The sequence below is a fragment of the Paenibacillus sp. TAF43_2 genome (assembly GCF_052113545.1).
In the GTDB taxonomy this organism is placed as follows: Bacteria; Bacillota; Bacilli; order Paenibacillales; family Paenibacillaceae; genus Pristimantibacillus.
In genome coordinates this window covers 1-20,924 of sequence record NZ_JBFRDK010000057.1, presented here as the reverse complement: position 1 = coordinate 20,924, position 20,924 = coordinate 1, and the positions used below count along the sequence as shown (strand labels likewise).

18 protein-coding genes are annotated in these 20,924 nt (G+C 45.5%); 11 read left to right on the top strand and 7 right to left on the bottom strand.

Annotation, left to right across the window (positions count from 1 at the left end):
- Nucleotides 1–129 precede the first annotated feature (129 nt).
- On the top strand, nt 130–1,323 hold the full coding sequence (locus AB4Z17_RS14675) for an MFS transporter (protein WP_441960485.1): 1,194 nt from the start codon (nt 130–132) through the stop codon (nt 1,321–1,323).
- Nucleotides 1,324–1,383: 60 nt separating this feature from the next.
- On the opposite strand, the gene AB4Z17_RS14670 is transcribed toward AB4Z17_RS14675, so the two are convergent.
- Genes AB4Z17_RS14670 through AB4Z17_RS14660 form a run of 3 tightly spaced genes read right to left on the bottom strand, consistent with a single transcriptional unit; the run spans nt 1,384 to nt 3,883 of the window.
- Entirely contained in the window at nt 1,384–2,046 is a 663-nt protein-coding gene (locus AB4Z17_RS14670) for a TetR/AcrR family transcriptional regulator (protein ID WP_441960483.1), read from the bottom strand.
- Nucleotides 2,047–2,102: 56 nt separating this feature from the next.
- Nucleotides 2,103–3,122: an ABC transporter permease gene (locus tag AB4Z17_RS14665; RefSeq protein ID WP_441960481.1), complete on the bottom strand. Its 1,020-nt coding sequence runs from the start codon at nt 3,120–3,122 to the stop codon at nt 2,103–2,105.
- Nucleotides 3,119–3,883, bottom strand: coding sequence for an ABC transporter ATP-binding protein (locus AB4Z17_RS14660; RefSeq protein ID WP_441960479.1), 765 nt, complete (start codon nt 3,881–3,883; stop codon nt 3,119–3,121). The genes AB4Z17_RS14665 and AB4Z17_RS14660 overlap by 4 nt, the downstream gene beginning before the upstream one ends.
- Nucleotides 3,884–4,135: 252 nt before the next feature.
- On the opposite strand from AB4Z17_RS14660, the gene AB4Z17_RS14655 reads away from it, so the two are divergent.
- Nucleotides 4,136–7,165, top strand: coding sequence for an efflux RND transporter permease subunit (locus AB4Z17_RS14655; protein ID WP_441960477.1), 3,030 nt, complete (start codon nt 4,136–4,138; stop codon nt 7,163–7,165).
- A gap of 80 nt (nt 7,166–7,245) precedes the next feature.
- Here AB4Z17_RS14655 and AB4Z17_RS14650 read toward each other — a convergent pair whose 3' ends face one another.
- Genes AB4Z17_RS14650 through AB4Z17_RS14640 form a run of 3 tightly spaced genes read right to left on the bottom strand, consistent with a single transcriptional unit; the run spans nt 7,246 to nt 9,733 of the window.
- A complete protein-coding gene (locus tag AB4Z17_RS14650; protein ID WP_441909588.1) occupies nt 7,246–7,893 on the bottom strand; it encodes a DUF1054 domain-containing protein in 648 nt (215 codons plus the stop codon).
- Nucleotides 7,894–7,919: 26 nt separating this feature from the next.
- Nucleotides 7,920–8,561: a response regulator transcription factor gene (locus AB4Z17_RS14645; protein WP_441960507.1), complete on the bottom strand. Its 642-nt coding sequence runs from the start codon at nt 8,559–8,561 to the stop codon at nt 7,920–7,922.
- A gap of 41 nt (nt 8,562–8,602) precedes the next feature.
- A complete protein-coding gene (locus AB4Z17_RS14640) occupies nt 8,603–9,733 on the bottom strand; it encodes a sensor histidine kinase (RefSeq protein WP_441960475.1) in 1,131 nt (376 codons plus the stop codon).
- A 220-nt stretch (nt 9,734–9,953) separates the two neighbouring features.
- On the opposite strand from AB4Z17_RS14640, the gene AB4Z17_RS14635 reads away from it, so the two are divergent.
- The 6 genes from AB4Z17_RS14635 (at nt 9,954) to gndA (ending at nt 17,831) form a co-directional block, all read left to right on the top strand.
- Entirely contained in the window at nt 9,954–10,898 is a 945-nt protein-coding gene (locus AB4Z17_RS14635; protein ID WP_441960474.1) for an ATP-binding cassette domain-containing protein, read from the top strand.
- Nucleotides 10,899–10,910: 12 nt separating this feature from the next.
- Nucleotides 10,911–12,074 (top strand): ABC transporter permease, encoded by a 1,164-nt coding sequence (locus AB4Z17_RS14630; RefSeq protein WP_441909583.1) that lies wholly within the window; start codon nt 10,911–10,913, stop codon nt 12,072–12,074.
- Complete coding sequence (locus tag AB4Z17_RS14625) at nt 12,067–13,221, top strand: ABC transporter permease (RefSeq protein WP_441909581.1); 1,155 nt, start codon at nt 12,067–12,069, stop codon at nt 13,219–13,221. The genes AB4Z17_RS14630 and AB4Z17_RS14625 overlap by 8 nt, the downstream gene beginning before the upstream one ends.
- A gap of 368 nt (nt 13,222–13,589) precedes the next feature.
- Nucleotides 13,590–15,293 carry a proline--tRNA ligase gene (locus tag AB4Z17_RS14620; protein WP_441960472.1) on the top strand — a complete coding sequence of 568 codons (1,704 nt, stop codon included), beginning with the start codon at nt 13,590–13,592 and terminating at the stop codon, nt 15,291–15,293.
- A 244-nt stretch (nt 15,294–15,537) separates the two neighbouring features.
- Complete coding sequence (locus tag AB4Z17_RS14615; protein WP_076268222.1) at nt 15,538–16,134, top strand: hypothetical protein; 597 nt, start codon at nt 15,538–15,540, stop codon at nt 16,132–16,134.
- A 284-nt stretch (nt 16,135–16,418) separates the two neighbouring features.
- Complete coding sequence (gene gndA, locus AB4Z17_RS14610; RefSeq protein ID WP_430060898.1) at nt 16,419–17,831, top strand: NADP-dependent phosphogluconate dehydrogenase; 1,413 nt, start codon at nt 16,419–16,421, stop codon at nt 17,829–17,831.
- A gap of 12 nt (nt 17,832–17,843) precedes the next feature.
- Here gndA and AB4Z17_RS14605 read toward each other — a convergent pair whose 3' ends face one another.
- Nucleotides 17,844–18,167 carry a hypothetical protein gene (locus AB4Z17_RS14605; RefSeq protein WP_441960470.1) on the bottom strand — a complete coding sequence of 108 codons (324 nt, stop codon included), beginning with the start codon at nt 18,165–18,167 and terminating at the stop codon, nt 17,844–17,846.
- A 118-nt stretch (nt 18,168–18,285) separates the two neighbouring features.
- On the opposite strand from AB4Z17_RS14605, the gene AB4Z17_RS14600 reads away from it, so the two are divergent.
- The 3 genes from AB4Z17_RS14600 to AB4Z17_RS14590 all read left to right on the top strand — a co-directional run bounded on the left by AB4Z17_RS14600 (nt 18,286) and on the right by AB4Z17_RS14590 (nt 20,699).
- A complete protein-coding gene (locus tag AB4Z17_RS14600) occupies nt 18,286–18,837 on the top strand; it encodes a shikimate kinase (RefSeq protein ID WP_441960468.1) in 552 nt (183 codons plus the stop codon).
- Between the two features lie 77 nt (nt 18,838–18,914).
- Complete coding sequence (aroA, locus tag AB4Z17_RS14595; protein WP_441960466.1) at nt 18,915–20,210, top strand: 3-phosphoshikimate 1-carboxyvinyltransferase; 1,296 nt, start codon at nt 18,915–18,917, stop codon at nt 20,208–20,210.
- A gap of 54 nt (nt 20,211–20,264) precedes the next feature.
- Nucleotides 20,265–20,699, top strand: a complete 435-nt coding sequence (locus tag AB4Z17_RS14590) for a CoA-binding protein (protein WP_441960464.1) — start codon at nt 20,265–20,267, stop codon at nt 20,697–20,699.
- Nucleotides 20,700–20,924: the final 225 nt, after the last annotated feature.

The following is a 20,924-nucleotide window of genomic DNA, read 5'->3' as shown; positions in this document are numbered from 1 at the left end:
ATAGCAAATACAGGGGGGAATGCAAGCTTCATTTTTGAGATAAGAGCATCATTTTCAATTTGTTCTTCAATTGTTCATACATGTGCGATAAATGGATATGGTAACATAGGTTGGTGGAGGGGTTGTATTATGAAAGATAAACGAATGCTAATTGTAATGGCTACTTTAATGACAACATTTATAGGGTTCGGCATTATCATCCCGGTTATGCCAGAAATTATTCAAGCCGCAGATCCGAGCAAAGCGGAACTCCATACAGGTTGGATGCTTGCTGTTTATTCTGCAGTTTCCTTTTTCTTATCACCATTTTGGGGAAGCTTGTCCGACCGTATCGGCAGACGGCCGATTATTTTAATAGGTATTCTTGGCTTTGCCGCAAGTTTCTTGTTATTTGGTTTATCGTCAGGAGACTTAACGCTCATGTACCTCTCAAGGGTGCTAGGGGGCTTGTTCTCGGGGGCGGTTGCTTCCGTTATTGTAGCATATGTCGCTGATATTACATCGCCTGAGGAAAGAACGAAGGGGATGGGGCTCGTTGGGATGTCCATCGGATTAGGCTTTACGATCGGACCTGGCGTTGGCGGTTTGTTAAGCGTGATCTCACTGGAAACGCCATTTTATGCAGCATCAGCGTTAGCGCTGATAACGTTCATTTTGGCTGCATCTAAGCTCAAGGAATCACTAACACCTGAGCAGCGGAGCAGCCAGTCAGAGAAGCGTGTATCACGCTGGGCTGCGTTTACAGGACCGCTGAAATATTTGTATGTGTTAGCCTTTTTTGTAACATTCACTCTCGCTGGAATGGAAGCGACCCTGCAGTTTTTTGGCATGCGGCGTTTTGATGTGACTCCATTTCAGGTCGGAATCTTATTTTTTGTTTGCGGCTTTGTGGGAGCACTCGTTCAAGGCGGAGTTGTGCGACGGAGAATTAAGACAGGCGAGGAGCCGAAATATATTGCGATCGGACTTGTCATCTCGGCACTTGGTTTTTTTATGCTTCTAGGCGCACATTCCCTTTGGTGGGCTACGTTGTCACTTGCTGTATTCGGAATCGGCAATGCCTTAATTAGGCCATGTGTCACCTCGCTCATCACTCAGAAGACGACTGTAGGCAAAGGGGTAGCATCCGGTCTAAGCTCTTCGATGGACAGTTTGGGGCGTATTGCCGGCCCGCTGCTCGGTTCATTTTTCTTCACGATAGAAATGGGACTGCCATACTTGCTCGGCGGCATACTATGTCTAGCTGCTCTGCTGCTATTGTTTCGTTTCCGTCAAATGGATACAAATGGAATTGGCGAAAAAGAAGTTAATGCTGCAAAATAAAATGAAAACAAGCCGGTTCCTCATCTTGCGATGAGCGACCGGCTTGTTTTCTTTTGGAGCTTAAGGGGCAAGCCCTTTTATAATAAAAGTAATAGTCGCCTCTTTCTCTAAATCATCATCCCAGTGAATGCCATCTGTTTTTCCGATGAACGTACGACTAAGGACATAACCGATTAAGGACGAGGCGATTAATCGAATGACAGTAAGGGGGGCCCAATTAACGATTACGCCTTGCTGCTGAAATTGCGTAATACTAATACTGAATTTTTGTACCACTTTTGAGAGGATGAGCTTCTGGAATTGATCGAGCAGTTCGGGATGAAAGGGAATCTCTTGAACAAAAATTTTCAACACCTGAACATGACGCTCAACAAATGTAATGCGATTTTCTATAATGGCGCGCAACATAAGGTCAAATGTGTCAAATCGGTTCTCGAGAACCTTATAGAAATCGCGAAGTACAAATGGAGCGATTAACTTTGCCATAACAGGCGCAACAATCGAGAAAAGCAAATCCTTTTTGGTTTTATAATGACGAAAAATCGTTCCTTCTGCCACACCGGCTCGCTGGGCGATTTCACTTGTAGAAGAGGCGGCAAAGCCCTTCTCAGCAAAGATTTCGGAGGCAGCCTGCACGATTTTCAATTGTTTTTCCGTCATTTTTTCTTCTTCATTATCTAGTTGCAATAGCTTCTGCAGCCATTGATCGACTGGTTCTGACATGCAAGACACTCCTTCGCGTTAACCCATTCCTTTGTTTATACCAGTTGTTCTATTGTCTACATACGGCGGTGCTTCTTCAGAGCCAGCACATTCAATACAGCAAACAATAAGGAAAATCCCGCCAACACATATACATTTACCTGAAAATCACTCCAGCGCTCGCCGCGTATCATTATTCCCTGCATAGCATCTGCGCCATAGTAAAGAGGCATTAGGTAACTTAGCTTTTGCAGCCAGGGGTTCATGGCATCAAGGTTAAACAACCCGGAGAAGAAGGCTTGCGGCACGATGACAATAGGAATGAATTGTATGATCTGAAATTCACTGCTTGCAAAAGAAGACAACAGTGTACCTAGTGTTAATGCTGTTAAGGATAATAATAAATTAATGACCAGCATATATAAAATGCTGCCCTCCATGTACATCCCAAGAACTTGAACGGAATACCAGGCGATCAAGCAGGCTTGAATCAGGGTGAAAATACCGAAACCGGCTAAATAACCGACTACGATTTCGCTTCGTCTAATTGGCGTAGCTAATAAGCGCTCCAAAGTACCGCTCGTTCGCTCGCGCAGGAAGGAGACACCTGCAAGTAAGAAAACAAAGAAAAACGAGAAGAAGCCTATTAAGACAGGCCCAAAGGAGTCGAATGGAGCCATGTCAGGACCGCCGTGCAAGTATGATATAGCAGGGGCAGATTTATCTAAGCCTTGTTGCATCACGCTTTGAATAAGCAATATTACCGCTCGATTGATGGAGGGATCGCTGCCCTCAAGCGTTAGTTTAGGCATGCCGCCGCTCGCTTCCAATATCGCGTCGAGCTTGCCGCCCTGTAAAGCAGCTTGAGCAGCAGCACTTTCATCATAAAGTGTGATTTCAGCATCAAGCTGCTCAAACTTTTCTGTTAAAGCTGCAGGCACATTAACCATTCCGATTGCTGGAGAGACAGCTTGCCCATCAAAAACTAATTTCATTAAAGTTAAGATGAGCAGGGGAGCAAGAAATAACAAGGCAAGCGTTCGTTTATCACGCAAAAATTGATTAATAATTCGAATGGCGAGCGCACGTATTCTCATTGTTCAGCTCCTTTGCTTTGACCAAGCGCAATGAACGCCTCTTCGAGTGTGGCGCAGCCTGCTTGCTGCTTAAGTGCTTCAGGCGTATCGATGGCTGTAAGTTTACCGCTTCGAATGAGCCCTAACCGATCACATTTCTCGGCCTCGTCCATAACATGGGTTGTTATAATAATGGTCACGCCTTGTTTGCTCAAATCGGATAGCTCATTCCAAATTGATTGGCGTAAAACAGGATCTATGCCAACGGTTGGTTCATCGAGTACGAGAAGCTCAGGCTCATGCAATAGTGCAATAGCAAGCGAAAGCCGGCGTTTCATGCCGCCAGAATAAGCAACCGTTTGCTTATGAAGATGATCGGTTAGCGCAACAAGCTTGGAGACCGTTTGAATCCGATCTTGCAGTATGGCTCCCTTTAATCCAAACATAGCCCCAAAAAACGCTAAGTTTTGCTTGCCAGTCAATTCACTATACAAAGCGTCTGATTGAGCCATATATCCAAAGGCTTGCAGCATTTTTAATTGCGGCATGGGCTCGCCAAGCATGCGGACCGTTCCGGCATTTGCCCTGTCTATTCCAGTCATGACCTTGATTAGCGTCGTTTTCCCCGAGCCCGATGGGCCTAATAAACCAAATAGTTCACCTCGCGGAATAGAAAGTGTAATGCCATCAAGAACGGTACGATCACCAAATGAGCGGTTAATGTCTTGTAGTTCTACGGCGAAGGTTGTTTCAGCTAATACTGCTGGACTGTTAGTCATCATCGATCACACTCCACTTTCTCAAATGAGTAATCACTCCACCCAATTATATACAGAGAATGCCTTAAATAAAAGTGAGTACTTACTCATTTTTATTCCAGGCTGTCCACATCCTCAGTCTCTGGTCGTAGATGAATCAAGACTAAAGCCGAGAACCAATAACCTTCTCTGGACGTTTTTGGTAATCATACTTTCCCTCTATGATTAGAAAAGACAAAAAAAGAAATCCGTAATCGGAGAAGGAGTCGGAAACAAATGAGTAAATTGACGGAATGGTCGTTCCGAAATAAGGCGGCTATTATACTGATCGTCATTATGGCTTTAGTGATGGGGGTAATCAGCTATTTGAGGCTGCCGATGGAGTTTCTGCCTGCTGCAGATAATCCACAGGTCATGGTCACGGCAATAGGGCCGGGGAATGACGCGAAGACGATGGAGCAGATGGTCACAAATCCTTTGGAAGAAGCTGTAACGCTGGTTAAAGGAAAAACGGATATGTTCTCTACATCAGGTGATGGTTATGCTCAAATCAGCTTGAATTTCAATTCGAAGACGAATATGAAGGAAGCGAAGACGGAAGTCGAGCAATTGGTCGCTCAGGTACAGCTTCCGGCAAATGTAATGAAGCCTTTTGTCTTGCAATTGAATACTTCAATGATTCCAATCTCATGGGTGACGTTGACCTTTGATGAAGGATTATCTGAGCAGCAAAAAGACGCAAAGCTGAAAGAAGTAACGGCGGAGCTTAAAAAGACCGAGGGTGCGGGCGAGGTTAGCATTAGCGGCAAGTCGTCGCCATCGGTTCATGTCGTACCCAATACGGAGAAGCTTGCACAGGCAGGAATTCCCGTACAAGCGTTAATGGGCGTGCTTCAAGGCAGGGGAGCGTCGGTTTCACTCGGGGAACGCACGCTCGATGGGTCTGATGGCAATATTAATGTGTACGATCAGGTATCTGATGTGGAAACACTGCGCAAGCTTCCTGTTGCAGCAGGCGTGAAGCTCGGGGATGTTGCAGCGGTTGAGCTCGCCAAAGACCAAGAAAGCATAAGCCGTATGAACGGCAAAGATGCGATTATGTTCACGGTCTCTAAATCTGCTGATGCGAATGCTGTGAATGTAGGCAAAGCAATCAAAGAAACGATTGATCGTTTAAATGCAGATGTGGAAGGAATCGATGCTTCCATCATTTTGAGCACATCTGATTCGGTCGTATCTTCTGTTAATAGTATGCTGCGAGAGGTTTTGCTTGGTGCATTGTTCGCAACCATCGTCATTTTATTGTTCATGCGCAACTTTAAAGCAACGCTCGTGACGATTGTTTCGATTCCGTTGTCGCTTGGCATAACGCTGTATCTGCTCCAGCTCTCTGGTGTATCACTTAATATTATTACACTTGGAGGCGTAGCCGTCGCGGTTGGAAGGCTGGTCGATGATAGTATCGTCGTTATTGAAAATATTTATAGAAGGCTGCAGAAGGAGTCCTTCTCTATTAAGCTAATTACGGATGCAACGAAGGAAGTGGCTTCGGCCATTACCTCGTCAACTCTCGTTACAGTTGCAGTATTTTTGCCAATGGGCCTTCTGCGCGGTTCATTGCAAGCATTTCTTCTGCCATTCGCGCTGACAGTCGCTTATTCATTGCTCGCTTCTCTTCTTGTAGCGCTGACAGTTGTACCCCTTTTAAGTGCAATATTGCTTCGCGGCACAAAGGAGAAGGAGCATGCTGGTTCTCCAAAATTCGCTTCCTTCATTCGTTGGAATCTTGCTCATAAATTAGTGCCGTTAATCATTGCGGTATTGCTGTTTGCAGGATCGATCGGCGCTTATATGTTCATGCCAAAAGGAGCGCTTGATTCCTCAAGTGCGGGGAATTTAAATGTAGCACTGCAATATCCGAGCGATACGCCGGCGGATCAAGTACTCGAAGCCGGGAAGAAATTCGAATCCTATCTAACTGCAAATCCAGATATTGAATGGGTCATGATGATGCTTGGCAATAGTGCAGATGCGGCTAAGTATGGCTCGGTGACTTCGCCAACGCTCATTACTTTTATGGTGGATTTGAAGGAAGGCGTTGACGCAGAGCTCTTGATGGATAATATCAAGACTCAGAAAGATAATTATAAGGACGCAACCTTGACGGTTGATGCGGCCGATCTAATTATGGGCGGCGGATCATCGCAAATTTACATCGATGTCTCTGGTGAAAACTTGGAGCAGCTCTCGACAACCGCAGACCAGTTGATCGCAGCGATTAAACCTATCGACGGTGTGCTCAAGGTCGAGAGCAATCAAGAGGAGAAAAAGTCGGTTTATTCCTTCCATGTTGATCCTACCCTTGCCAAAGGCCAAGAGGTAGCCATGCAGCTGCAAAGCATGCTTAATCCATTGCCGATAGGATCGATCCAGCAAGAAGGCAGTGAAATTCCGGTTATTATGCTGCCTGTTATAAACCCAGATTCAAAGGCAGAACTAGAGAAATTAACCGTAATGACAGAGTCTGGTCCAACACCGATGTCGAAGGTAGCGGAGCTCGTTCGTACCGAGGAGCCATCCTTGTACTACCATAAAGAAGGCAAAACGTATATCCGTGTCACAGCGAGCGCCGAACCAAAAGAACTATCGGTCGTCGGCGATGAAATATCAAAAGCAACAAAGGATCTCAAGCTTCCTGATGGCGTCAGCCTTGCAGTAGGCGGAGCGTCGGCTGACCAATCGAGCGACTTTGCAGATTTGGGCTTAACAGCGCTTATCTCAATCGGTATTGTTTATCTGATCATGGTGTTAACGTTCAAGACGCTTCGTGCTCCGCTGGCGATTATGATCTCCTTGCCGCTTGCAGCAATCGGCGCAGTAACAGGCTTGCTTGTATCAGGCGTAACGCCGGATTTCACAGCCATGTTCGGAGCGCTGATGCTAATCGGAATTGTCGTCACGAATGCTATCGTATTAATTGATCGTGTGAAGCAAAACGAGCTGACGATGCCGATTCGTGAAGCGTTGATTGAAGCGGCTACGACACGGATGCGTCCAATCGTAATGACAGCGGTGGCGACAGTGTCCGCGATGCTGCCACTCGTATTCGGTTCGCATGAATCGGGCAGCATCGTCTCCCAAAGTTTAGCGATCGTCGTTATTGGCGGGCTAGTTGCGGCTACGCTGCTCACGCTAATTATCGTTCCTTGTGTCTATGAGCTGTTATTTTTCCGTACTTCACGCAAGCAGCGGCGCAATTTGGCTTCCTCAGCACATGCGGAAGCGGCTGCATCACAGCAAGCGTAACTAAACGATAAAAGGCAGTACTTTTAGGTCAGAATGGACCTAAAGGTACTGCCTTTTTTGAATAGATATTAAATCCATTCTTATACATTTGCCATATGGTATAACGGCATAAGCGTTTTATAAGTGGAGGAAGTAAGCTCAAGCAGCGCATCGCCGTCTTTGAGAATCGGATCGCTCGCTTGCACATGACGGCCGATAAGCAGTTCAGCTTTTTGAACATCACGGAAACGAACGAGCGCATCGTTCCAGTCTTGTTTTGACATCGTATTGACAGCGGTGGACTCTTTTTTCATATGATCAAGTGAAAGTACAAAATCCTTAGGTACATTTGCAATGACCTCATCAATTTGGTTCAAGAAGGCCGTTGCGATATTGGATTTATGCGGAACTTCGTAAATGAGTGCAAACCACATAAATAGATGATCATCAAACAATCCAAGCTGAAAATGCGGATGTGCCTTGTAGCCGCGTTTGCTAGCGCAAATGGCAAGCCAAGTATCCTTTGGCGGATTCACTTTACGACGAGCATGCCTTGCAACATGCAAGTACATTTCATTGCCGGCGTGAACAGCTGCATCGACGCTGAGCTGCTCGCCGATCGCTCGGAATTTCGGCTGAATCTGATTTTGAATAGCAGCCATACGCTCCTCAAGCCCTTGAAGCGCAAAAACATCGAAATCGGCTTGTGTAAAGCCAACAAGCGGGGTAGAAGTAATCTGTGTTGTCATTAAATTAATCTCCTTCAATCAAACAATTATTGGTGCAATAATTTCAAATAAAAAATGGCGATTTGCGTTCGGTCTCGAAGCTCGAGTTTATTAAGTATTTCAGTAATATAATTTTTAATTGTTCCTTCGCTTAAGAAAAGGGTAGCGGCAATTTCCTTATTGGATTGACCGTCCGCAATCAGACGAACAATTTGCACCTCAGCTTGCGTAAGGCCGGAAATCATTACTGATTTGGCTGAGTCGGCTCGTGGCGTCTCCAGCATCCCAGCCAATTTACGGGCGATGTCGGGATGGATCAGCACGGAACCWTCATGAACAGTTTTTATGCCGCTTATAATACGGCTTGGCGGTACATTTTTGAGCAAATAGCCGTTGGCTCCGTTTCGAATGGCTTGCGCGATGTACTCGTCATCATCAAATGTCGTCAAAATAAGCACGGCAGGTGGAGGATCAAGTGCGCGCAGCAGCTTCGTACCTTCCACCCCATCGCAGAGCGGCATCCGAATATCCATTAGCACGACATCAACGGGGTGTTGGCGGACAAATTGTTCGGCCTCCAGACCGTTTGCACAAACGCCAGCGACATGCAATTCGTTATCCAATCCTAAAATAACGTTCATGCTCTCTCGTATAAAAGGATCATCATCCACTATCAGCACTTCAATCATTTGCTCAAATCTCTCCATTTCTAAAAAGAGCAGAATCGTCGTTAACCGCCAAGCAGCGGAAGTGTTGTCGTTATTGAGAACTGATCGGCCTTCTGCCAGTCCATTTGGCCCCCTATTAAGGCAATCCGCTCTCGCATCCCCTTCATGCCAAGACCAGCTTCGATAGGCTCATCGGGCAAGCTGCCATTATTGGATACGGTCAGCGCTACGTACGCAGTTAAAAAATTTAAAGTAACCGAAACCGATGTCGCATTTCCATGCCGAACAGCATTCGTGATCGCTTCTTGGGCATTTTTGAATAAAATGAGCTCGATGCTGGGGTAAAGAGGTCTGGGATGACCTGTTACACGGAAGCTTACGGATATGCCTAGAGCAGAAGCGGATTCTTCAACCAGACGGTCGAGGGCATATTGCCTAACGTCCTTTTCCGCATCTGATGCAAGTCTTCGTATCGTTCTGCGCATCAGCTCCATGCTGTCCTGCAGCTGATCACGCATTTGCTCAACCGTGCTGCGAGCTCTTGCGGTATCTGCATCGAATAAATGCAAAGCCGCTTCGGACATCATTTTGACGCGAATGAGGCGGTGCCCCAAATCATCATGAATATCTTTGGCGATGCGGTTTCGCTCTTCGATCTGGGCTTGATACTCAACCTGCAAAGCGTAATCTTGCATTCTGCGTCTTGCTGAGTCAAGCTCTGCATGGCTGGCAGCCAGTGCTCCGTATAAATCCTCTATTTGATGATGTTTGTCCTCAAACTCGTTGGAAGCATAGAGGGCGGCTGCTGTAGTTATCCATAGTACCGCTACGGCAAATATGATTTCGGGTTCTCTGCCATACATACCTGTCAATAAAGCAGCTAAGCCAGCGATGGTCCAAGCAGTGCTGACCATGCGAGTCGGCCTTTGTTGAAATGAGGCAATAAGGGTAGAGAAAAGCAATAGAAACAGAACTCCGCCGTACGAATAGGAAAACCATGAAAAAGCGATTAACTCCAGTACCAGCAATAAAATTCGGTATTTAGGATACATGGAGCCAGTTTTCGTTAGGAGCAGAGCAAGGAGTACAGAGGCGGTGTATTGAGCATATAAACCTGCTTCTACATGCACGATACTAATAATAGAAGGAATCGCTACTAACAAGGATCGAATTTGGTTCAGTTGTTTCTTCATATCCGAGCAGCTCCTGCAGCTGAATTTGATTTATTATAGCACATTGTTTAATGAGCGAACGAGACTGAAACCGCTTTTCATCCAACCTTCATGCGGATAGAAGCCATTTTACAAAGAGATGACTTTAGTCACCTTCATAAGATGACTTTTTAGACCTGTTTCGTTGCCTTTCATGACGTACAATTGGTTTATCAGAAACGAACTGAAAGGATGAATAAATATGAATCTAGTTACATTTCGCGAGGTTGTCAAAAAATACGACACAACGATAACGGTTAATCATCTTAGCTTCAATATTGATCAGGGTGAAATTTTTGGTTTGCTTGGTCCAAATGGAGCGGGAAAAAGTACAACGATTCATATGTTGGCTGGTTTGCTGAAGCCAAGCGGCGGAGATATTTTAGTTGAAGGTTTTTCAATTCGCAAGCATCCGCTTGAAGTAAAGAAACGGATTGGTTTAGTGCCGCAGGAGCTGGCTATTTATGAGACGTTGACCGCTCGCGAAAATGTTACTTTTTTTGCAAAGCTTTACGGTCTCAGAGGTTCGCTGCTTCGCGATCGTGTGGATGAGGCGCTGCAATTCGTAGGGTTGCTGGACAAAGCGAAGGATAAACCTAGCACATTCTCAGGAGGAATGAAGCGGAGACTGAACATTGCTTGCGCCATCATGCACCGCCCAAAGCTGATCATTATGGATGAGCCAACGGTTGGAATCGACCCTCAGTCACGCAACCATATCTTGGAGTCCGTTAGGGAATTAAATAAGTTAGGCTCTACCGTCATTTACACCAGCCATTACATGGAAGAGGTAGAAGCGATTTGCACAAGAATCGGCATTCTTGATAAAGGCAAGCTTATTGCATGCGGGACGAAGGATGAATTAAAACGCCAGGTTGGCCAAGAAGAGAAGCTGATTTTTGGAATTGATAAAAAATCGGCGCCGGCAATGACAGAGATGGCTGAGCATCCAGGCGTGCTTCAGCTTGCAGAACGAGATAATAGCTTGACGCTTGAAGTGACGGTGAAGGAATCTTTGTCTGTATTACAGGATTTATTGTTTATCCTTCAGAAGCATGGCATTAATATTCGCAAGCTGACGCGGGAAGAGCCGAATCTTGAATCGCTATTCCTGCAAATGACCGGACGCACATTACGTGACGAATAGGAGATGATGGTGATGCCAGCATGGTGGACAGCTGCTTATTATGAGCTTATAAAATATACACGGATGCGTTCTGTTCTTATTATTTTGATCGGTTTGCCCTTATTGTTGATTTTGCTGCTTGGCAGCGCATTTGACACAGAAATAAAGCCGGCTAAAATTGCCCTATATAATGCGGATCAGGGGGAAATGCGAGCTAGCATTGATGCTTTCTGGAGCAATGAAGCAATAAAACCATATGTGAAGGTTCTAGATGCAAACTCAGAGAAGGAGGTAAAGGACTGGATACGCGAGGGTATTGCTGATTATGGCGTATCGATTCCGAAAAATTTCTCCAGTGAGCTAAGCGCAGGGGAAACGGCGAATTGGTCAACGTTTGAAGGGCGCTATGAAGAAAAAAATATTGCTGCTTCTGCTTTTATCAATAAATATATGGCTGCTGTAAATTTGCAATCCGCAGCTTTGCAAATCCTTGGACCAGAGCTAAGTGCGGGTGCTGCTCAAAGTCAAGCGCCAGCAGGACAATCACACATTGAGACGAAAAATTTGAGCTCAGGAGATAATCAAGCCTTTGGCAAAGAATCAGCGATGCAATACTATTCTGTGGCCTACTTAATTATGTTTTTGCTCTATGGCGGCATGACGGCGACGATCGCGCTGCTCAATCAGAGGGAAGCGGGAACCTTGCAGCGTATGTACGCAATTCCAGGCTCATTTAGAGCCATTGTGTTTGGCATTATTTTAGGAGGAGTCATGCTTGCAGCGCTGCAAGCGGCAGTGATTATCGCATTTACAGCTTTTGTGTATGGCGTCGATTGGGGAAATAACTTTGGAGCTATTGCGCTGACTTGTCTGCTTACGACTGCTGCTGGGGCTGCACTTGCTATTACGATCTCATCCTTCGTACGATCCAAAAAAACGACACAAACGCTGTTCAGCATCATTGTATTCAGCATGACCTTTATTAGCGGCGGAATGATTACAGGCATTGAGAAGATGGTAGGAGGTCTCGATAAGTGGACGCTTAATCATTGGGCTAATGAAACGCTTCGTGCCATTATGAACGGTGAAGCATCAGCAACGATTTGGAATGAAATCGGTATTCTTGGAGCAATCGCTTTAGGTATAACAATAATCGCAGTCATCAGACTGCCAAAGGTGGTGAGAAAGCATGCCTAGTTTGCAAATTGCTGCACATCTCGTACGACGCACCATGGGTTCACGTCGCGGATTGATTATGAATGTTCTTGTCCCAGCGATCATTTTATCTATAATGGCAGGGTTGTTCGCTAGTACGAATAGAGATAAGGCTATTATTATCGTGAATAATGCTGACTCAGGAATATTAGGCGAATATTTGGCATCCTCACTACAGAAAGAGCCATTGTATGAGATTCATTCGGAGCCGGCGATGAATGAACAGCAATTAAAGGATCGAGTCCTAGAGGGCAAAGCGGATGCTGCCATCTATATTCCTTCGGATTTCTCAGCAAAAATGATGGAGGGAGGCCCTTCATCAGCTCAGCTTTACCGAATGAATACGCAGCTTTGGAACGCTTCGCTTGAAGCTACACTTCAGACAGAAGCTGAGAAGCTGTCTTCCTCTGCCGCTCTTGCAAGAGGGACTGACCCTGAATCTCCAGTGGATTTATCCAAGCTGAGCGCTTTGCTGGAAGCGCAAGCTTCACCTAAAGCTGTCCTTGTAAATACGGAAATGGAGCTTGGCAAAATTGTATCCGATCCAACGATGATCGGTCTTATCCTTATGTTTGTTATGCTGCTTGTCAGCCAGTCAATCGGTTTTATTATGGAAGATCGAGAGCAGCGCACCATGGCAAGGATGTACACAGCGCCGCTTCGCTCGCTTGATATTGCTTTTGGGAATTTTATGGGCAGCATGCTGGTGGGCACGATTCAGCTTGTCATTGTTCTAGGCTTAACTTATTTCGTATTTGACTATTCACCTGGTATTTCGTTTGGATGGATGCTGCTCGTATTAGAATTCTTTTTGCTTGCAATTGTCGGCCTTGCTTCAGCGGTAGCGGGTCTGGTGCGCAATAGCACGCAGCTGTCTCAAATCAACAACATTATCATCGCTCCGTCCTGCATGATCAGCGGTTGTTTCTTTCCTCTTTCCATGCTTCCTGATTTTATGCAAAAGCTTGCTAATTTCTTGCCGCAAAAATGGGCGCTTACAGCAATTGATCGTTTAGGCGGCGGGGGCAGCTTTAGTGACGTCTTGCTTCCGCTTCTTATCCTGCTTTTATTCGCTGCTGTTCTGATTGCCTTTGGTTCGGCTGTGCTCAGACCAAATCGAACGAGCTAAAATGCTAAGCAGCAAGCGCCCTGAAAATTGGCTTGACTTCATCATCGTTGTATTGTAAATTTGTCAAAAGTTAATGACATCGCAACAGCGTCGACCAAGACTATGTTAATCAGCAAACGTTTCTATCAGAGAGGAAGCCCGAAGGCTGGAAGGCTTCTATGAACGATTGATTAATCCCTATCTTGCGAGCTGCAGCGGGGAGCTTATACTTCCTTCTCCGCTGCCGGAATATTCATTCCGTTATCTATTGAGAGTTGTCCAGATTATTTGGCGGCTATTTGAGGGTGGTACCACGAACGCATTCGTCCCTTACGAATGCGTTTTTTTGTTTTTATGGCATAAATCTAATAATCGGAGGGTTATCTATTATGAGACAGAGTAAGCTTTTAATGCCTACCTTGCGCGAGGCGCCGTCAGAAGCGGAAGCAGCCAGCCATCAATTAATGCTGCGTGCAGGTCTTATTAGACAGCTTGCCGCAGGTATTTATACGTATTTGCCGCTTGGCAGGCGCGTACTCAGAAAACTCGAGCAAATCGTAAGAGAAGAAATGGATCAAGCCGGAACTCAAGAGGTATTAATGCCCGCTATGCAGCCGGCAGAGCTGTGGCAGCAATCGGGTCGATATGATGTGTATGGACCTGAGCTTATGCGGCTGCGTGACCGCCATGATCGCGAGTTTACGCTTGGACCCACGCATGAAGAAGTGATTACAGCTCTGGTGCGCAGCGAGGTAAGCTCTTATCGGCAGCTGCCAATGACATTGTATCAGATTCAAACTAAATTCCGCGACGAGAAGCGTCCACGCTATGGCTTGCTCCGCGGCAGAGAGTTTTTAATGAAAGATGCTTATTCCTTTGATGAGGACTTTGATGGGCTTCATCGCAGCTATACGAGCATGTACGAGGCTTATAATCGCATCTTCACACGCTGTGGTCTAAATTACCGTCCGGTTGAAGCTGATGCAGGTTCAATTGGCGGAGAAGGCGGAACACATGAATTTATGGCACTCGCTGATATTGGTGAAGACACGATTGCTGTGTGCAATTCATGCGACTATGCGGCGAATTTGGAAAAAGCTGAATACAAGCTGTCGCAACAAACAACGGATACACAGCAGAATAATGATGCTGCGATGGTGCGTCATCGTACACCGGAGATTAAGAAGATTGACCAACTTGTCGAGGCTTTTGGCCTTGGAGCAGATGCTTTTATGAAAACACTGATTTATGTTGCTGACGGTGCTCCGGTTGCTGTTGTTGTTCGGGGAGACCATGAGGTAAATGAAATAAAAGTGAAAAATGCGCTTGCTGTAGCTCATCTGGAGCTTGCGGATCAAGCTACGACAGAGCGGGTAACTGGCGCACCTACTGGCTTTGCCGGGCCGATCGGCTTGCAAATTCCCGTTTATGCTGACCATGCGGTTCTTGCGATGAAATCAGGAATTGCAGGAGCGAACGAGCAGGATTATCATATCGGAAACGTTATCCCAAGCATTCATTTGACGGATGTGCAGGCAGGTGATTATCGAAATGCAGCAATAGGCGACGGGTGCCCGCGATGCGAGACAGGCAGCTTGGTATTTTACCGCGGCATTGAGGTTGGCCATGTGTTCAAGCTGGGAACGAAATACAGTGAAGCGCTAAATGCTAAGTTTTTAAATGCGTCGGGCTCGGAGCAGCCGTTAATAATGGGCTGTTACGGCATCGGAGTTTCACGTTTGCTCTCTGCAGTACTTGAACAGCACTCCGATAGCAATGGCATCATTTGGCCTAAATCGATAGCACCTTACCAAGTCCATGTGGTACCTGTATCAGCGAAGGATCAGGTCCAAATGGATCTGGCCGCGCATATTGCAGCAAGATTGCTTGAGTCTGGGGTAGAGACGCTGCTCGATGATCGTGACGAGCGCCCAGGCGTCAAATTCAAAGACTCCGATCTTATCGGCATACCGCTGCGCATTGTTGTAGGGAAACATGCTGCTCATGGAATCGTAGAGATTAAGCAAAGGAACGAATTAGAAGCGCAAAAGCTAGAATTAGAAGAAGCTATCACTTTTGCTTTACGCAACTGAATTTGAAAACAAATGCATGAAATGGGTTTGAAAAATCCATGAAGGCCTATGGAATATAAGATCAAAAGGGTGCGAGACCGCTTCATATGAAGACGCTCGCGCCCTTTTTTGAGATAAGTCGGCTGTAAGCGTAAAATTAGTCAATAATCCAAGTTGCCATAACATAAGATGGAGTATAAGATAAAAGTAAGAACAAATTATCAGAACATTTCGTCAACTATTCTGAGGTAAGGGAGGGATTGCCGTGAACAAAAGCCATGAAGTCGAATATTGCAATTTGGAGCTGCGATTTGACCGGCGGCAAATCCAAAATCTCATCCGCGATCTTATTCAGGAAGGGTACTCCTTGTACTGGAGTGAGACGGAGGGACAGTTTCTTGTATCCATTCGAACTGGCCGCAAGCTCGTTAAGCTTCAGTTCCAGCGAATGAAGAACCGTTACAAAATTGTCGGGGACTACATTATTAAAGATGAGAAGCTGTCAGAATTAATTGAAAAGCTGATTAATGACACACGTGGACATGCGATTGTGAAGCGAATTAAAGATCGTCAAATCGTCATTGAGAGTATTATGTTCGGTGAGATTATACGACTCGTGGAGGTGTCCGGTATGGAACATCGGATTATTTATCAGAAGAAGCCTTTCGTTACAATAGAAGAAATGATTAGAGCATTTCAATCAAAGCGCGCTGAGGAAAGAGCGGTTGTACTGCGTTATGAGCTGGATTATGAGCTATCAATGCTGTTTGACGCGCTAGAGAGCAAGGATGAGGAAGCGGTTACTGAGTCTAAAGAGCGGCTGAATACTCTTCGCTCGGAAATGTTGCAATTGGAACTCTGATGATAGAAGCTGGCCCCCATTTGAAAACATAAAAACGATCAAAAGCTGCCTTCTAACAGCATTTGATCGTTTTTATGTTGTTCATTTACCATTAAAAAAGACTCCTTTTATTATAAAAATGACTAAGCTTTTAGGTATATATAAGGTAAACTTTTTAGTTCTCTCAATATTATTGATGCGACTATTGCGACATTTTTCCTTGCAGACAGTTTTCTTCTTGCCGCAAAAAGAGTAAAATGAAACTATTGTGACCCAAAATAGATGATGAAGGATGGAAGAACCAGATGTCAAAACAGCAAATTGGTGTAATTGGATTAGCCGTAATGGGTAAAAACCTTGCCCTTAACATTGAAAGCAGAGGCTTCACGGTATCGGTGTTCAACCGTTCCCGCGAGAAGACTGATGATCTTGTTCAAGAAGCAGTTGGAAAAAATCTTGTTCCTACTTATACAATCGAGGAATTTGTTCAATCATTGGAAGTTCCCCGCAAAATTTTGATTATGGTACAAGCAGGTGCAGGAACAGACGCAACAATTGATTCACTCGTTCCACATTTGGCTGAAGGCGATATCATCATCGATGGCGGCAACGCTTATTTCCCTGATACTGTTCGTCGCAGCAAAGATCTTGAAGCTAAAGGCTTCCGTTTTATCGGAACTGGCGTTTCTGGCGGCGAAGAGGGAGCACTAAAAGGACCTTCTATCATGCCGGGTGGACAAAAATCCGCTTACGAGCTGGTTGAACCTATTCTTACTGCTATTTCAGCTAAAGTTGGAGACGATGCTTGCTGCACATATATCGGACCAGATGGCGCCGGCCATTATGTAAAAATGGTACATAACGGAATCGAATACGGCGATATGCAGCTGATTTGCGAAGCTTATGATCTGCTTAAAAACGTACTTGATGTTAGTGCTGAAGAGCTGCACGAAATTTTCTCCGAGTGGAATAAAGGCGAGCTTGACAGCTACCTAATCGAAATTACTAGAGATATCTTCTCCAAATATGATCCTGAGACAGGCAAGCCAATGGTAGATGTTATCTTGGATTCCGCTGGTCAAAAAGGTACTGGAAAATGGACAAGCCAAAGCTCGCTAGATCTTGGCGTACCGCTTTCTATCATTACAGAATCCGTATTTACTCGTTTCTTGTCAGCTATGAAGGAAGAGCGCGTTGCGGCAAGCAAAGTACTTAACGGACCTGCAAAAACACCTTTCCAAGGTGACAGAGCAGCATTTATCGAATCTGTTCGCAAAGCATTGTTCGCAAGTAAAATTTGCTCGTACGCTCAAGGATTTGCTCAAATGCGTGCAGCTTCTGAAGAATTTAACTGGGATCTTAACTACGGCGAAATCGCTATGATTTTCCGCGGCGGCTGCATTATCCGTGCTCGCTTCCTGCAAAACATCAAAGACGCTTACGACCGTGATCCTAACCTGCGCAACCTTTTGCTTGATTCTTATTTCCAAAACATCGTTGAGTCGTACCAAGGGGCTTGGCGTGAAGTGATCTCCGCTGCAGTTTCGAACGGAGTGCCGGTTCCTGCATTCTCAAGTGCAATTGCTTACTTCGACAGCTACCGTACGGAGCGTTTGCCTGCAAACCTGCTTCAAGCGCAGCGTGACTACTTCGGTGCTCACACATTCAAACGTGTGGACAAAGAAGGAAGCTTCCACTTTAACTGGATGCAATCTTAATTAGATCAGCCATTAGTTCCTCATCTCGCGAGGATTGTCCTTATTTAAGCCATAAGCTGCTTGACGCAAACAGTCGCGCAGCCGATCRGCCTCTTGATTGGAATAATGTCTGCGATGGATGAGCGACATGGCCGCTTCGGCAAAGAAATGAAAATTTTGAAATAAGCGTGGCTGCGTAAGATCCTTTAAGGCTGGATCTTCGTCAGCCACCTTTTTTTTAATAAATTCAAGCATCCAAACCACATCCTCCCGGCAAAGGGGATGGTCAGGATCGAGAATACGATTGAAGCGTTTTTGAGTTGGACTCTGATCAGGCAACTGAAGATCACTGTTCATCGCTAATGTCACTCCTATTCTCGAATAAACATCTTTATCATCCATACGGCATATATAACTTTTTTATACCCTAGTATTACAAAAAAATGATATGATATTGTAGAAAAATTGGTTTAACATGAACGAAAAGGGTGAAACGGTTACGATGGGAAGGCAACAATTGAGTAAATTAGTGCTTATCGGGTTTATGGGAACCGGCAAATCAACCGTCAGCAAGCTGCTTTCTGAGAAGGTGGGCTGCACGCGCATCGACGGCGATGAGGAAATCGAAAGGCTGGAAAACAAGCGGGTTTCTGATATTTTCGCAACGGATGGCGAAGCAGGTTTCCGGATCATTGAAACCAAAGTGCTGGGAACGATTTTGGAGCGCGAGGATACCTGTGTGGTTGCAACAGGCGGCGGCGCAGTGCTAAGTCCCATTAATCGTGAGCTAATGCTTAAAAACGGTTTTGTCGTCGCTTTAAAGGCGAGTCCAGATCAAATCATCGCTCGGGTAAAGACGGACACAGAGCGGCCTTTGCTTCAAGGCGATGCAGAGGAGCGGGTTAATCTGCTGCTTAAACAGCGTGAGCATGCTTACGATTTTGCTCATTTTACGATCGATACGACTAATATGAGTGTGGAAGAGGTTGTTGCTGCAATACTCGAGCAATGGTCGCTTCATAAATAACTGAGATCATCATCACCTCAATCAGCCGATCAGCTGTAGATGTGTATATATTATTGTAAAGGGAGATCATACGAACTATGGACGTTTTAGTGACACCAACGCCAAGGCTTGAAGGTGAACTTCAAGCGCTTTCTTCAAAAAATTATACCACTCGCTACCTTCTGGTAGCCGCTCTAGCTGAAGGAACGAGTAYGATTTATTTCCCAGCCCACAGTGAAGACAGCGATGCAATGCGCCGCTGCATTCGGGATTTGGGAGCAACGGTAGAGGAAGACGAGGAAAAAATCGTTATTACCGGTTTTGGCCGCAATCCTAAGCCAGTTGAGCAGCTGGATGTAGGTAATGCAGGTGCGGTTTTGCGGTTTTTGATGGCGATCGCGGCACTTTGCCCAGACGTAACCTTTATTAATCGTTATCCAGATTCTCTAGGTAAACGACCTCATAGCGACCTCATTGAATCTTTGACAGCGATGGGCGTTTCTATTGAGCATAATGAAGGCAAGCTGCCTATTCGAATTAAAGGCGGCGCTCCAAAGGGCGGCAAAATTCAAGTTTCAGGCAACATAAGCTCGCAATTTTTGAGTGCGCTGCTGTTTTTGACGCCTCTTCTCGAAGAGGACAGTGAAATTGAAGTGCTGCATGATTTGAAGTCAAAAGTAGTAGTTGGCCAGACACTAGAAGTATTGGAGCAAGCGGGTATTGTTATCCATGCAGATGAGGACTATATGCGGTTCCGCATTCCAGGCGGTCAAAGCTATGAAGCAAAAACTTATTCTGTGCAAGGCGACTATCCAGGGTCTGCAGCCATTCTAGCAGCTGCGGCTGTAACGGAATCGGATGTTATCGTACACCGCTTGGAAGAGAAGAGCAAGCAAGGGGAACGCGCTGTCGTTGATGTGTTGAAAATGATGGAAGTTCCGCTTACGCATGAGAATGGCATTGTTCACGTGAAGGGCAATGGCAAGCTCAAAGCAGTCGAGTTCGATGGCGATCATGCAACGGATGCAGTACTCGCAATGGTTGCAGCGGCTGTTTTTGCTGAAGGCACCTCTAGATTTTATAATGTAGAAAATTTGCGTTACAAAGAGTGTGACCGCATTACCGATTATTTGAATGAATTAAGAAAAGCTGGAGCTAATGTCGAAGAACGCCAAGCAGAGATTATCGTGCATGGACGTCCTGAAGGTGTAGAGGGCGGTGTCGAAATCAATGCGCATTACGACCACCGAGTCATCATGGCATTATCGGTCGTTGGATTGCGTGCGAAACAGCCTATTCGAATTCGTGATGCACATCATGTAGCGAAGTCCTATCCGATATTCTTCGATCATTTGCAAGCTTTAGGCGCTAAGGTTGAATGGATTGAAGGCTAATTATTAGTTGACGTTTAGAAGCTTGTTCACAAAATAATGAATCGAGGTATGATCATGGCATTTGAGAATCCAACTCGCGAGCATATTAAGGGTATTTTGGAGAATAGCATGACGGTAGCTGTTGTAGGCTTGTCAGACAATCCAGAGCGCGTTTCCTATATGGTATCTGAAGCGATGCAAGCGAAGGGCTATACGATTATTCCTGTTAATCCTAACGCCGATTCAATCTTAGGACAAAAAAGTTATGCGTCTCTAAAAGATATTCCCGTGCCAGTAGATATCGTAAATGTTTTTCGCAGAAGCGAGCATACGCCGCCTGTAGCTGAAGAGGCGGTTGCCATCGGCGCAAAAACCTTCTGGCTGCAGCTTGGCATTGCAAACGAGGAAGCGGCTTCGATTGCTGCAGCAGGCGGTCTAGAGGTTATAATGGATCGTTGTATCAAGGTGGAGGATTCCATCTTGCTTCCGAACGGGAAACCCAAAAGATAACAGTTATAAAAAACAGGTCACTCCTACACAATAAGAAAGCTTCAAGTGCGATTGCATACTTGTTTTTCGCATGTAGAAAGCGAAACAAGCGGCATTCACTTGAAGACAATACGATTGTAATTCAAGGAGGACACGACGTGAATCAGTTTTCGCAACAACCGGGTAATTACCAAGGCCAACAGAGCTACCTTAACCAAAATGCACAATTTGAGCCATCTGGCCATG

What these genes read in the sequence shown, in the direction of transcription:
- AB4Z17_RS14675 (WP_441960485.1), top strand. Translation starts at nt 130, where the DNA reads ATGAAAGATAAACGAATGCTAATTGTAATGGCTACTTTAATGACAACA.
- AB4Z17_RS14670 (WP_441960483.1), bottom strand. Translation starts at nt 2,046, where the DNA reads ATGTCAGAACCAGTCGATCAATGGCTGCAGAAGCTATTGCAACTAGAT.
- AB4Z17_RS14665 (WP_441960481.1), bottom strand. Translation starts at nt 3,122, where the DNA reads ATGAGAATACGTGCGCTCGCCATTCGAATTATTAATCAATTTTTGCGT.
- AB4Z17_RS14660 (WP_441960479.1), bottom strand. Translation starts at nt 3,883, where the DNA reads ATGATGACTAACAGTCCAGCAGTATTAGCTGAAACAACCTTCGCCGTA.
- AB4Z17_RS14655 (WP_441960477.1), top strand. Translation starts at nt 4,136, where the DNA reads ATGAGTAAATTGACGGAATGGTCGTTCCGAAATAAGGCGGCTATTATA.
- AB4Z17_RS14650 (WP_441909588.1), bottom strand. Translation starts at nt 7,893, where the DNA reads ATGACAACACAGATTACTTCTACCCCGCTTGTTGGCTTTACACAAGCC.
- AB4Z17_RS14640 (WP_441960475.1), bottom strand. Translation starts at nt 9,733, where the DNA reads ATGAAGAAACAACTGAACCAAATTCGATCCTTGTTAGTAGCGATTCCT.
- AB4Z17_RS14635 (WP_441960474.1), top strand. Translation starts at nt 9,954, where the DNA reads ATGAATCTAGTTACATTTCGCGAGGTTGTCAAAAAATACGACACAACG.
- AB4Z17_RS14630 (WP_441909583.1), top strand. Translation starts at nt 10,911, where the DNA reads ATGCCAGCATGGTGGACAGCTGCTTATTATGAGCTTATAAAATATACA.
- AB4Z17_RS14625 (WP_441909581.1), top strand. Translation starts at nt 12,067, where the DNA reads ATGCCTAGTTTGCAAATTGCTGCACATCTCGTACGACGCACCATGGGT.
- AB4Z17_RS14620 (WP_441960472.1), top strand. Translation starts at nt 13,590, where the DNA reads ATGAGACAGAGTAAGCTTTTAATGCCTACCTTGCGCGAGGCGCCGTCA.
- gndA (WP_430060898.1), top strand. Translation starts at nt 16,419, where the DNA reads ATGTCAAAACAGCAAATTGGTGTAATTGGATTAGCCGTAATGGGTAAA.
- AB4Z17_RS14600 (WP_441960468.1), top strand. Translation starts at nt 18,286, where the DNA reads ATGAACGAAAAGGGTGAAACGGTTACGATGGGAAGGCAACAATTGAGT.
- AB4Z17_RS14590 (WP_441960464.1), top strand. Translation starts at nt 20,265, where the DNA reads ATGGCATTTGAGAATCCAACTCGCGAGCATATTAAGGGTATTTTGGAG.